Annotated in this window: 5 protein-coding genes; all 5 read left to right on the top strand. The window is 34.1% G+C overall.

The window, feature by feature from the left end; all coding sequences use genetic code 11:
• Positions 1-82 precede the first annotated feature (82 nt).
• The 5 genes from BMZ76_RS01560 to BMZ76_RS01540 all read left to right on the top strand — a co-directional run bounded on the left by BMZ76_RS01560 (position 83) and on the right by BMZ76_RS01540 (position 14,055).
• Positions 83-2,089, top strand: a complete 2,007-nt coding sequence (locus BMZ76_RS01560; protein ID WP_091202916.1) for a kojibiose hydrolase — start codon at positions 83-85, stop codon at positions 2,087-2,089.
• 708 nt (positions 2,090-2,797) lie between these two features.
• On the top strand, positions 2,798-5,776 hold the full coding sequence (locus tag BMZ76_RS01555; RefSeq protein WP_244281727.1) for a SusC/RagA family TonB-linked outer membrane protein: 2,979 nt from the start codon (positions 2,798-2,800) through the stop codon (positions 5,774-5,776).
• An 11-nt stretch (positions 5,777-5,787) separates the two neighbouring features.
• Complete coding sequence (locus tag BMZ76_RS01550) at positions 5,788-7,326, top strand: RagB/SusD family nutrient uptake outer membrane protein (protein ID WP_091202913.1); 1,539 nt, start codon at positions 5,788-5,790, stop codon at positions 7,324-7,326.
• A gap of 143 nt (positions 7,327-7,469) precedes the next feature.
• Positions 7,470-10,802 carry a VCBS repeat-containing protein gene (locus BMZ76_RS01545; protein ID WP_244281726.1) on the top strand — a complete coding sequence of 1,111 codons (3,333 nt, stop codon included), beginning with the start codon at positions 7,470-7,472 and terminating at the stop codon, positions 10,800-10,802.
• Positions 10,795-14,055 carry a VCBS repeat-containing protein gene (locus tag BMZ76_RS01540; protein WP_091202909.1) on the top strand — a complete coding sequence of 1,087 codons (3,261 nt, stop codon included), beginning with the start codon at positions 10,795-10,797 and terminating at the stop codon, positions 14,053-14,055. Before BMZ76_RS01545 ends, BMZ76_RS01540 begins: the two co-directional genes overlap by 8 nt.
• Positions 14,056-14,067: the final 12 nt, after the last annotated feature.

Raw genomic sequence — 14,067 nt, 5'->3', positions numbered from 1 at the left:
TATTCCATGTACTATATGGAACTATTCATTTTTTTAATAAATAAATTATATAAGTTTGAAAATATTATTAAAAAATACAACTATGATTTCAACATTTAAGAGTTTAGTCTTCCTGCTTTTAGTAAGTCCAATTGTTTTTGGCCAAACTAAATCAGACGAATGGCATTTACTGGCAAATTCCAGAGAAAATTATTATGGTGTAGCCATGGCAAATGGTCAAATAGGAATTGTTACAGATGATATGCCTTTGAAAACAAAAGAAATTATTTTGAACGGAGTTTACGATGGCAGTCCCGAAAATGGAATTAGCAGAATTGTTCGAGGAATTGAGTTTTTGAATCTGCATTTGAACATAAACAATCAAGAAATCAAATCAGACAATATTAATAATTGGAGCCAAGTGGTTTCTATGAAGGAGGGGACAAGTACCACATCATTTTCATTTAAAGATTTGGCAACTATTAATTATACAATTTTGGCTAATAGAGCTATTCCTTTTTCAGCAATGGCAATTGTCGAAATTACCCCTAATAAGGATATAGAAATTACGGCTAATAATTACATGGTAGTTCCTGATGAATTGAAAGAGGCTAAAAGTCAATTTCGCGTTTTAAAAGACAATCAGTATTTAATGCCGGTTTTTGGAACAGTTGCCAAAACGCGAATTGGAAAATATACTGTTGCGGCTTCAACAACTTTTCTTTTTGACGGTCAGGGAGAAACTTTAAAGCAAACCGAAAATGAAGTTGGTTTTACTAAAAAATTACAAAAAGGTAAAAAATACCGATTTGCAGTTGCAGGTGGAATTTGCACTTCGAAAGATGTTACGGATCCTTTGAACGAATCCGAAAGACAGCCAATATATGCTTTGCAGGAAGGAATTGATAAATTATTGAATCGTCATAAACAGGCTTGGGCCGAATTATGGAATACGGGTGATATTCAAATTGAAGGCGATTTAGATGCGCAACAACGCGTACGTTTTGCCTTGTTCAATTTGTATTCATATATCCGTCCGGAAACCAGACAGAGTATTGCGCCAATGGGTTTGTCTTCACAGGGATATAACGGACATATTTTTTGGGACACGGAACTTTGGATGTACCCCACACTTTTAGCATTGCAGCCAGATATGGCAAAATCGTGTTTGGATTATCGTTCAGACCGTTTGCAAAAAGCAAAGCAAAAAGCTTTTATTTATGGTTATAAAGGTGCGATGTATCCTTGGGAATCGGATGATACTGGAGAAGAAGCAACGCCAACTTGGGCATTGACCGGGATTTTTGAACAACATATTACGGCCGATGTTTCGATTGCTTTTTGGAATTATTACAGCTACACACAAGATAAAGCCTGGTTGAAAAAAGAATGGGCGGTTCTAAAAGAAACGGCTGATTTTTGGGTAAGTCGTGTAGTGAAAAATCAGGACGGGAGTTTCTCTATTTTGAATGTTGTTGGTGCCGATGAATATGCACAACACGTAGATGATAATGCCTTTACCAATGCATCAGCGATTGAGTCTTTGAAAAATACGATTAAAGCAGCCGTAATTTTGAACGAACCAATTAATCCGCTATGGAAAGAAGTTTCGGAGAAATTACTCATTCACAGGGAAAATGGGATTACTCAAAATTATAAAGGCTATCAGGGCCAGGTGATAAAACAAGCCGATGTGAATTTGTTAGCGTATCCTTTACACGTAATCACAGACAAGGCTCAAATTGAAAAAGATTTGGAATACTACGCTGAGAAAATTGACAAAAAAGATGGTCCGGCGATGGCTTCTGGTGTTTTATCAGTTTTGTATGCGCGATTAGGAGATAGAGAAAAAGCCTATAGTTATTTTGTTAAATCCTATTTGCCAAATAGTCGACCGCCTTTTGGTGTGTTTTCGGAATCAGCCAATAGTAACAATCCATATTTTGCAACAGGAGCGGGAGCGATGCTTCAGGCGGTTATTTATGGTTTTGGCGGAGTGGAACAAACAGACATGGGATTGAAATATAACAAAGGATTGCTCCCAAAACAATGGAAATCGTTAAAGATTATTGGAATTGGAGTTGACAATAAAACGATTGTTGTAAAATAATAAAGTAAAGAATTTTTGCCACGAATGCATAATCAGTCTGTTTTGAGGATTGTTACGTATTCGTGGCTATTTTGTTTTTATCTTCCAATGGATTTTAATTCAACGTAAATTTTCAATAAAAGAAATTTGAAAGAATATGGACAATTACTTTTTTTTACTATTTTGATACGCATTATTTAAATAAAAGAAATAAAATGAAATCATAAAATTATTTTTTTTAAGTTATTTCTTTCAAATTTTTATTTTTGAAAGTGTTAAATTTTCTTAACAATACGTTTTATAATTGTGATATTTTTAGCAACATAAACATAGATAAAAAAACGGATATGGTATTTCAGGATTGCTATTTTTAAGTCTTTAATGCAAATCAAACCAAATTGTCAATTTATAGCAAAAAACTCCATTACGATGAATAATTCGCAATCTTATCCTATATTAAGATCGTTTATTGAAAATTATACAATTGATTTTTAACATACAAGCCATTAAACTGTAAAAATATGTTTTTTATTCCCTTTTTTTTGTGTTTTATATAATTTTAGTATTAAATTTTTAAAGTATTAATTTTAAAATCGAAAACGTTTTCGGCACAACGAAAACGTTATAGTTTGTTAATATCTTAATATTATCATAAATTTATAATTATGTTTGATGTTAATATTTAAACAAACCATTTAAACAAATTATTAACCAACTTATTTATTACGTATGAAAAATAGTCTAATTAAAGGCTTGATGTTGTTTCTAACGGTACTTTGTACAAGCTTGACGTATTCGCAAGATGTGTCCGGTACAGTATCTGATGCTAATGGTCCGCTTCCAGGGGCTTCTATCTTAGTTAAAGGAACAACAAACGGAGCACAAACGGATTTCGATGGAAAATTTACTATCAAAAACGTTGGCTCAAACGCAGTTTTAGTTTTTAGTTACATTGGTCTTAAAACTCAAGAGCTAAATGTAGCAGGAAAAAGCACAGTTAATGTAGTATTAAAAGAAGATTCAGCTGAATTAAAAGAAGTTGTAATTATAGGCTACGGTTCAGTCAGAAAGAAAGATGCAACGGGTGCAATTGATCAAATTAGCTCTAAAAAATTTGATAACGTAGCCTCTCCTTCGCCAGCGCAATTATTGAGAGGTAAAGTGGCAGGTGTTCAAGTTACTCAATCAAGCGGAGAACCAGGTGGCGCGATTTCTATTAGAGTTCGTGGTAATACTTCTGTTCGTTCAGGAAATGGACCGTTGATAGTTATTGACGGTGTTCCGTTAGATGGAGGAAATGTTTCTGCCGGAGGTGATGGTTTATTGGGTGGTTCAACTCCAAGAAATCCGTTGAACTTTGTGAATCAGAATGATATCGAAAGTATGACTGTGTTGAAAGATGCGTCTTCTACAGCTATCTATGGTGCTCGTGGAGCAAATGGAGTTATTGTTATAACGACTAAAAAAGGGAAATCTGCAGAGCCAGAATTAGCTTATTCAACATCTGTTCAGTTTAGTAAAATTGCAGGAGATTTTGGTGTAATGACAGCAGATCAGTTTGTTGCGGCAGGTGGTGATGACCAAAAATCGAGATCATACGATTGGAAAAAGGCAGTTCTTAGATCAGGGATTACTAAAAATCATGATTTATCCTTCAGTAAATCAACTGACAATTCCAATACCAGATTATCTCTTAGTGCGACAGATACTGATGGTATTGTCAGAAATACGGGAATAGGAAAATACACTGCTTCACTTTATAATTCAAATGACTTTTTTGGTGGTGCTTTGAAAGTGGAAACTAGATTGGTTTACGCAGGTATTAAAGATCAAACAACGCTTATTTCTAATGACGCTGGATTTATAGGTAATATAATTGGTTCCGCTTTGTATTGGAATCCAACATCTCCAATCTACAACACAGATGGTTCTTATAATGTAATAAGTAATACTTTTTTGAATCCAGTACAATTATTGAATTCTTACACAGATTATACCAATACAAGTAAATTATTTGGAAGTGTTGCAGCTACTTATAAAATTAATAGCAACTTTAGCTATAAATTTTTATTCGGTATTGAAAATTCAACTTCTACTAGAAAAAGTCAATTGTTGCCAACAATGGATATACAAGGACCTCAATTTCAAGCAACAGATCCTGCAGATAACACTGTAAAAAGAGGGACTGCTTTTATTTCAACGCAAAATAAATTTAACAGAACTTTTGAGCATACTTTGAATTATAACAAAGAATTTAACGAAAATTTTGTTTTTGATGCTTTAGCAGGATATTCCTTCTATGAATATAATTATGACGGTTTTGGCGTCAGTGCAAAAGGATTTAATATTGACCAATTAAACTTGATCAATAACATGGAAGGGGCTCTTAGCAGAGAGTACCGCGTTCCAAGTAGTGGTAGAAACAAAGTAGACTTACAATCGTATTTTGCCAGGGTTAATGCCACTATATTCAAAAAATTATTGTTAACTGGTACAGTTCGTATTGATGGTTCTAGTAAATTTGGAGAAAATAACAAATACGGAACATTCCCATCTTTAGGGGTTGGTTACAAAGTAATTGAAGCTAAATCAGGTTTAGTGAATGATGTCAAAATTAGAGGAAGTTATGGTATAACTGGAAATCAAGAATTTGCTCCTAACTCAGCTATTTCTGCAGGTCAATTTGGCTTAAATGGTACTCCAGTGACGGTTAATAACGCGAATCCAGATTTGAAATGGGAAACTACTACTTCTTCAGGAGTAGGTGTTGATTTTGAATTGATCAACAATAGATTAACAGGTTCTGTTGATTATTATAATAAAAACACTACTGATTTGATTTTTCCTAATCAACCAGATGGTTCTCAGCCAGGAACTTATTTTCCTCGCTTGCTGAACGCAAAAGGAAATTTAATAAACAAAGGGTTTGAAGTTTCATTAAACTACAAAGTAATCGATTCAGGAGATTTTACTTGGGATGTGTCGGGTAATGCCTCTTTTAACTCAAATAAATTTACAAACTTTGCTGGATTCATTCAAACGGGAGGTTTAAATGGTCAAGGATTATCAGGAGCTTATGCTCAAATTATAACGAATGACAGACCTTTATATTCTTACAATTTGTATGAATGGAGAGGTTATGATGCTAATGGAATGTCAATTTATGCTGATGCTGCAGGTAATGATACCGGATTAGGTACAGCCGCTAAAAAGATATTAGACAAGCAACCATTACCAAAAGTTAATGTAGGTTTTTCTACAAATGTTACTTATAAAAACTTTGATGCAGGTGCATCTTTTTATGGTGCCTTAGGTCATTATATTTATAACAATACAACGAATGCCTATTTCTTTAAAGGTTCATTCTTAGGAGGCAGAAATACAACTTTAGAGGCTGCTACTTCCCCTCAGGCGCAAGGAGACCCTAATTCTCCGTCTACTAAGTACTTAGAAAAAGGAGATTTCTTAAGATTAGGTAACTTAACGTTTGGTTACACATTTTCAGGGAACATTATTGAAAGATTTAAAATTAAATCTGCTAGATTGTTTGTCAATGGATCTAACTTATTTATTATCACTAAATACTCTGGAACTGATCCAGAAGTTGATACCGATAAGTCATTGAATGGCGTACCTTCCGCAGGTATGGAATATTTATCATATCCTAGAGAGAAAAGTTTAGGATTGGGACTTAACGTAACATTTTAATAAAAAAAACAATGAAAAAAATAAATATAATTAAAGGTATTTTCTTCGCTAGTACACTCGCGCTTGGAGTTGGCTGTACGAATCTTGATGAGGAAGTATTAGATGGATATGTAATTCCGGAGAAAGCTATTGAAGGTACTATTAATCCAGTGCAATTTTTAGCAACTGCTTATGAAGGATTAAGAAACTTCCAAGGACAGGGGACTATGTTCGCTTTAAATGAAATGTCTACTGATGCTTTAGTCGGACCTACACGTGGCGGTGACTGGGATGACGCGGGAGTTTGGAGACAAATTCACGTACACACTTGGGGACCAGACCACAATGAGGTAAGAGGTGCTTGGAACCAATTATTATCACAAGTTAACAACTGTAACTTAGTAATTTTCAGTGGTAGCGGGACAACGTCTCAAAAAGCACAAGCACGTTTTTTAAGAGCCTTCTATTATTATCATGTAATTGACTTATTTGGTCAAGTTCCTTACAGAGAGGCGGGAAGTTCTTCTTTAGCAGACCCGAAAGTATGGACTAGATCTGAAGCAACTACTTTTGTAATTAGCGAAGTAGAAGCTATTCTTGCGGACTTACCAGCTAGAATTGTTGGAGATCCTGGAACTGCTAATAAAGATGCAGCTAATTTCTTATTAGCAAAGTTGTATTTGAATAAAGGTGTTTTTACAGCCGCTGATGCTGCAGGGCCTTACACATTTGCAGCTGCTGATATGACAAAAGTTGTTCAGCATGTAAATGCTATTAACAGTAGCTTAGCACCAGACTATTGGGATAACTTTAAGCCAACAAATAATACATCTCCTGAGATTTTATTTGCGTCAAGAAACAGTCCTGGAAACGGAGGTAATGTTCAATGTTTCTGGAGAATGGGTATGCACTACAATCAAACTCCTGATGGATGGAACGGTTTTGCTACAGTAGCGGAATACTATGACAAATTTAAACCTAATGATAGACGAGCAAAAAATGCTGATGCTTCAATTATTGCTGCTTTCGGTAATCCAGTTGGTTTCCAAATAGGTCAAATATATAAGCCAGGAGGAACTCAAATTGTGCGTGATAGAATCAAAACAGATGCTAATCCACTTGGTCAACCCTTAAAATTTACACGCGAATTGACATTAATTACGAGCGGAGCAACATTAGAATCTGCTGGTATTAGAGCTCAAAAGTACATTCCGGATGTTGCTAGTTTGGGTTCGCCAGATAATGATTTTGTTTTAATGCGTTATTCTGATGCTTTATTGATGAAAGCTGAAGCTATCTTGCGTGGTGGATCAGGAACAGCTCCTAATATGACCGCGTATTTTGCAAGAACTAACAGTCCTGCTGTAACTTTAGATCTAGAAGAAATTTATGCTGAGAGAGGTCGTGAGTTATGGTATGAAGAGTACAGAAGAAATGATATGATTCGTTTTGGAAAATTTCTTCAGGAAAGAGAGCTTAAAAAGTATGTGTCAGACAAGAGGTATGCATTGTTTCCAATCCCATCTGCGGCTTTGTTTAATCCAAATTTATCGCAAAACCCTGGTTACTAAAGATTTGTTTACTATTAATTGTTTTTTGAATTAGTTATAAAGAGGGTATTTATTACCCTCTTTATTTTATATCTATTTTATTCTTTTTTTATATCAATATTATATAAATTAGGCAACTCTAATCAAGCAATTACCTAACTAAAATGCTACAATATAATATGTCAAATCGTTTTGTCTTATTACCCCTAATTCTTCTGTTTTTTTCCAATTGTTCCAAAGAAAATTCAGAAAACAAAGACGCTTTATTCTCCAAACTAGATGCTTCCCAAACTGGAATTAATTTCCTTAATGAAGTTAAAAATGGTGCGGAAATGAACATATTCAAATACAGAAATTTTTATAATGGTGGTGGTGTTGCTATTGGTGATATCAATAACGATGGTCTTTCTGATGTTTATTTTACTTCAAATCTTGGAGCCAACAAACTCTATTTAAATAAAGGGAATTTTAAATTTGAGGATATTTCCAAAAAAGCCGGGGTTGAAGGAACCAAAACCTGGTCAACCGGTGTTGTTATGGTTGATTTAAATGCAGATGGTTTGCTCGATATTTATGTATGCAATGCAGGAAATAGTTTGGGTAATCAACAAAAAAATGAACTTTTTATTAATAATGGCAATAATACTTTTACTGAAAAAGCAGATCAATACAATCTGGCTGACACAGGTATTACTACGCATGCTGCTTTTTTTGATTATGATAAAGATGGGGATTTAGATGTTTATATATTAAACAACAGTTTTATTCCGGTAAGTAGTCTTAATTATTCCAATAAAAGAGACTTGCGGGATAAAGATTGGGATGTTGCTGAAATTTTAAAAGGAGGCGGTGATAAACTAATGCGTAATGACAACGGAAAATTTGTTGATGTAAGTGAAAAATCAGGCATTTATGGCAGTTTAATTGGCTTTGGTTTGGGCGTTACCGTAGGCGATGTAAATGGGGATTTATATCCGGATATTTATATTTCAAATGATTTTTATGAAAGAGATTATTTATACATAAATAACAAAAACGGAACCTTTACCGAACAAATTCAGGGATGGACAGCACACATCAGTCAATCTTCAATGGGTGCTGATATGGCCGATGTAAACAATGACGGGAAAGCCGATATTTTTGTAACGGATATGTTACCGGAACCGGACGAACGCTTAAAAACGACTACAAATTTTGAAAACTATGATTTATTTATCAGAAAAGTAAACCTTGGTTTTTATAATCAATATATGCAAAACACGCTGCAAATTAATAACGGCGACAATCAATTTCTTGAAATAGCAAATCACGCTGGCGTTGCCAAAACCGACTGGAGTTGGGGCGCATTATTATTTGATATGGACAATGATGGTTACAAAGACATTTATGTTTGTAACGGAATTTATAACGATTTAACCAATCAAGATTTTGTTGATTTTTTTGCCAATGAGGTCATGCAAAAAATGGTGGTTACCGGTAAAAAAGAAGAAATCCAGACTATTATCAGTAAAATGCCAAGCACACCGATTCCAAATTACGCTTTCAAGAACAATAAAAATTTAACGTTTACTAATGAAGCCAAAAAGTGGGGACTGGATACTCCTAGTTTTTCTAATGGAGCTGCTTATGCGGATTTAGATAATGATGGAGACTTAGATCTAGTTGTCAATAATGTCAATATGGAAGCATTTGTCTACAGAAACAACTCAGAGAAGAACAAAAAAAATCATTACGTTAAAGTAAAACTAAAAGGAGATAACCAGAATAAATTTGCTGTAGGAAGTATTGTTGAGTTATACTCGGGTAAAGAAATTCTCAGACAAGAGTTGATTCCTTCCAGAGGTTTTCAGTCTTCAGTTGATTATGTAATGACTTTTGGAATTGGGACCAAAAAAATCGATTCACTACACGTAATTTGGCCTAATGATAAATTTCAAACGGTTAAAAATATTACCAATAATTCAACAATAAATTTGGATATTAAAAATGCTAAATTAAATTATACTCCGAATGCTGTTAATTTAAAACCCTTCTTTACGGAAAGTAAAACGACTTTTATCGCACACAAAGAAAATAATTACGTCGATTTTGATCATGAAGGGCTAATTTCCAAAATGCTTTCGCAAGAGGGTCCTTCACTGGCAGTTGCTGATATAAATGGTGATGGAAACGAAGATGTTTTCATTGGAGGAGCCAAAGGACAAGCCGGTAAAATATATGTAAATAAAGGGAATGGTAATTATTCAATTACGGATCAAAAAGACTTAGATGCAGATGCTAATTTTGAAGACACAGCAGCCAGCTTTTTTGATGCTGATAATGATGGTGATATGGATTTATTAGTTGGTTCCGGTGGTAACGAAAAAACGGATCAGGCTAATTATAAAAATCGGCTGTATTTGAATAAAGGAAAAGGAGTTTTTGTTAAAAGCATAACCAATATGCCAACTACAAACAATAACGTTTCGGTAATTGCGCCAAACGATTTTGACAATGATGGCGATACCGATGTATTTATAGGAAGCCGAAGTGTACCGGGAGTTTATGGAATTGATCCTAAACATTTGTTATTGGAAAATGACGGAAAAGGAAATTTTACAAATGTAACGGATAAAAAAGCATTTAAAATTAACTCGGTTGGAATGATTACTGATGCAGTTTGGGAAGATATTGATAATGATTCCAAAAAAGATTTAATCTTAGTTGGGGATTGGACAGCGCCAATGATTTTCAAAAACAATGGACGAAGATTGGTAGAGTTCAGATCGAATCTGACAAATTTTCATGGTTTTTGGAATGCAGTTACCTGTGTAGATTTAAACAATGACGGTAAAAAAGATTTGATTCTGGGAAATAAAGGAACAAATACAAGCTATAAAGCGACCAATGCTAATCCGATGAAATTATTTATCAATGATTTTGATAATAACGGAACTATTGAACAAATAACAACTCGATCTATTGATGGGAAGGATCTACCAGTTAGCCTAAAACAAGAATTAGCCAGACAAATTCCTTCGATTAAGAAGAAAAATTTGAACTATTCGGATTATTCCAAGAAAACATTTCAGGAATTATTTGCAAAGGAAGTAGTTGATAATTCGATTGAAAAGACTGTGAATATTCAAGAAAGTGTAATTGCAATCAATAAAGGAAATGGTAAGTTTGAAATAAAAGCCCTTCCAAAAGAAGTTCAGTTTTCCTGTGTGAACTCTATTAGTGCAATGGATGTGAATAAGGATGGGATTTTGGATTTAATCTTGGGTGGAAATCAATATGAGTTCAAACCGCAATTCTCCCGATTAGACGCTAATTATGGAAGTGTATTATTAGGGAATAGAAAGGGTAATTTCTCTTGGCTAACATATAGCCAATCAGGTTTCTTTATAAACGGTGAAGTGAAACAGGTAAAAATAATAAAGGATAAGGATAAAAAGGTTTCAATTATAGCAGTTGTAAATGATAATACCCCTAAAATATTTAGACGCAATGAATAATTTTTTTAGAATAGGACTGGCTTCATTGCTGTTTATGGGTTGTTCCAAAAAAGAAACGCAATTATTTGAAAAATTGTCTTCTGAGAAAAGTAATATTACCTTTAACAACCAATTATTAGAATCCAAGAATATTTCGATTTTAGATTATCTCTATTATTACAATGGGGGAGGCGTATCGCTGGGTGACATTAACAATGATGGTTTAGTAGATATTTATTTTACTGCTAATCAAGGAAAAAATAAATTATACCTAAACAAAGGCAATAATAAATTTGAAGATATTTCTGTAAAAGCAGGAGTGGAGAGCCAGAGCGATTGGAATACGGGGACGGTAATGGCCGATGTAAATGGAGATGGATATTTGGATATTTATGTTTGTGCTGTTGTAGGGATTAATGGTTTTGAAGGTCAAAACGAATTGTTCATAAATAACGAGGATAATACATTTACCGAAAGTGCTGCTGAATATGGATTGGATCTCGATAACTACAGTTCCTCAGCCGCTTTCTTTGATTATGATATAGATGGGGATTTAGACATGTATTTATTGAATCATGCCGTACACTCTGAATTATCTTTTGGTAACGCCGAAACTAGAAATAAACGAAGTTACGAGTGCGGGGATAAATTATTTCGGAACGATAATGGAAAATTTGTCGATGTAAGTGAACAGGCAGGAATTTTTGGCGGTGCCAATGGGTACGGTTTAGGATTGGCAGTTTCCGATTTTAATTTAGATGGGTATCCGGATATTTACGTAGGGAATGATTTTCATGAAGATGATTATTATTATTTGAATAATGGAGATGGAACTTTTACAGAAAGTTTGAAAAACTATTTTGGGCATACCAGCAGGTTCTCTATGGGAGTTGATGTGGCGGATGTTAATCATGATGGTTTTCCAGATATTCTCACCTTAGACATGCTTCCGGAAGATGAAAAAGTATTGAAATCTTCATTGGGAGATGACAATTCTCAAATGTTAAAAATGAGAACCGAAAAACTAGGCTATCATTATCAATACAGCAGAAACATGCTGCAATTGAACCAAGGAGGTAATCATTTCACGGAGACCGCTTTATTAAGTGGCGTGGCGGCTACTGATTGGAGTTGGAGTACATTATTTGGGGATTATAATCAAGATGGCGAACAGGATCTATTTGTGTGTAACGGAATTCCTAAACGGCCTAACGATTTGGACTACGTAAAATACTATTCAAATGATCAGATTAAAAGTAAAATAAGTACGACAAAATTATTAGACAAAGAAGCGTTGAAGCGCATGCCAAAAGGAAATGTAACCAATTATGTTTTTCAAGGCGCAGCTGATTTGCAGTTTAAAAACCGATCGAAGGATTGGATAGAAAATGATTCGTTAATTTCTAATGGATGCGGATATGCTGATATTGATAACGATGGCGATCTTGATGTAATTACCAATAATACGAATTCGATTGCTTCTATTTACGTTAATACAACTAATAAAAAGGCAAACTATTTAAAATTAAAATTGCGTTTTACAGGGAAAAACACATTCGGAATTGGAGCTAAAGTGATTTCTTATTCCAAAGGAAAAAAACAATTTAAGGAATTGCAAACTACTCGAGGATTTCAATCCTCATCAGAACCAATACTTCATTTTGGATACGGTAAAACAAGCAAGATAGATTCTCTCGTAGTAATATGGCCAGATAAAACATACCAAACTGTGAAGAATGTAAAGGCGAATCAAACCCTTACCATAAAAGCGAATAAGGATAGAAAAATTTTTGATTATAGAAAGTTACACCCAGCAGTATTACCAATTTTTAAAAAGGTAGAAACGGGATTGGGCATCGATTTTATACATGAGGAAAATGATTATATTGATTTCTTAGTTCAAAAACTGATTCCATATCAACGTTCTGATCGCGGTCCGGCTTCTGCAGTAGGGGATTTAAATGGAGATGGAAAAGAGGATATCTTCTTTGGGGGTTCCAAAGATAAAAAAGCAGCAATTTACATTCAAAATTCAAATGGTTTTGCTAAAAAAAGAGTTGCTGCAATCGAACAGGATTCTATTTTTGAAGATGCTTCCGCCGTCATTGGGGATTTTAATAATGACAAACTAAATGATTTGTATGTTGCTTCTGGAGGAGGTGAAAATGCTTCTAATTTACAAAGCCGATTGTATGTATCCAAAGGCAATCAATTTGTAAAAACGACCATAACTAAGCTGGCCCAGAATGCATCAGTGGTTAAGGCATTTGATTATGATAATGATGGGGATCTCGATATTTTTGTTGGGAATAATTCAATAAACAATAGATTTGGGAGTATGCCGGATTGTTATTTGTTAAACAATAATAAAGGAGTGTTCACAATAGTTGACAGTAAAGCTTTTTCGAAAACAGGAATGGTTACAGATGTCATTTTTACAGATTTTAACAACGACGGAAAAACAGATTTAATTATAATAGGAGAATGGATGAAGCCTACTTTTTTTGCCAATAAAAGTGGTAAATTCAGTAATGTAACTGAAGCTGTTTTTCCAGAAAAAAGTAATGGATTGTGGCAATCAATTATACCTTTTGATATTGATCAGGATGGCGACGAAGATTATTTGGTTGGGAACTGGGGCAAGAATTCTAAATTTAAAGCATCACAAGAGTTTCCTATGAAAATGTATTATGATGACTTTGATGGGAATGGATATTTTGAAACCATTGTGGCAATAGAAAAAAATGGCAAATATTACACAACTTTGGGCCTCGACGAATTAGCCGAGCAATTTAGCGGGATGCTAAAAAAGAAATTCAATAGTTACAAATCCTTTGCAGGAAAAACACTGGAAGAAGTTTTTGACCCAAAAATGCTGGAGAAAGGAAAATTGTTTGAAGTTCATAATTTGAAATCTGGTTATTTAAGAAATCATAAAGGGAAATTTACTTTTGTTCCTTTTTCGAATAAAATGCAAGTCGCTCCCATTACCAGTTTTCTGAAATCTAATTTTGATTCAGATGCGAAAGAAGAAGTTTTTGCGGCAGGAAATTACTTTGGAGTTTCTCCGTATCACAGTAGATTTGATGGATTTTCAGGTGCGTTGATTAAAAATGCTACAAACATATTTTTAGGCAATCAAATAGGAGTCGATTTGACTCAAAAAGCAGTTAGACACTTGGATATTATCAATTTCAAAGGAAAGAAATACATGCTGATTACGATCAATAATAAAAAGGCTGAATTATATGAAATGCCTTCAATAAAAGAATAATAGAACATAAAA

This window comes from Flavobacterium xueshanense, from assembly GCF_900112975.1.
Taxonomy (GTDB): domain Bacteria; phylum Bacteroidota; class Bacteroidia; order Flavobacteriales; family Flavobacteriaceae; genus Flavobacterium; species Flavobacterium xueshanense.
The sequence above is the reverse complement of the archived record's forward strand: the minus strand, read 5'-3'. Positions and strand labels throughout refer to the sequence as shown.

Coding starts and splice junctions, on each gene's coding strand:
- BMZ76_RS01560 (WP_091202916.1), top strand. CDS start 83: ATGATTTCAACATTTAAGAGTTTAGTCTTCCTGCTTTTAGTAAGTCCA.
- BMZ76_RS01555 (WP_244281727.1), top strand. CDS start 2,798: ATGAAAAATAGTCTAATTAAAGGCTTGATGTTGTTTCTAACGGTACTT.
- BMZ76_RS01550 (WP_091202913.1), top strand. CDS start 5,788: ATGAAAAAAATAAATATAATTAAAGGTATTTTCTTCGCTAGTACACTC.
- BMZ76_RS01545 (WP_244281726.1), top strand. CDS start 7,470: ATGCTACAATATAATATGTCAAATCGTTTTGTCTTATTACCCCTAATT.
- BMZ76_RS01540 (WP_091202909.1), top strand. CDS start 10,795: ATGAATAATTTTTTTAGAATAGGACTGGCTTCATTGCTGTTTATGGGT.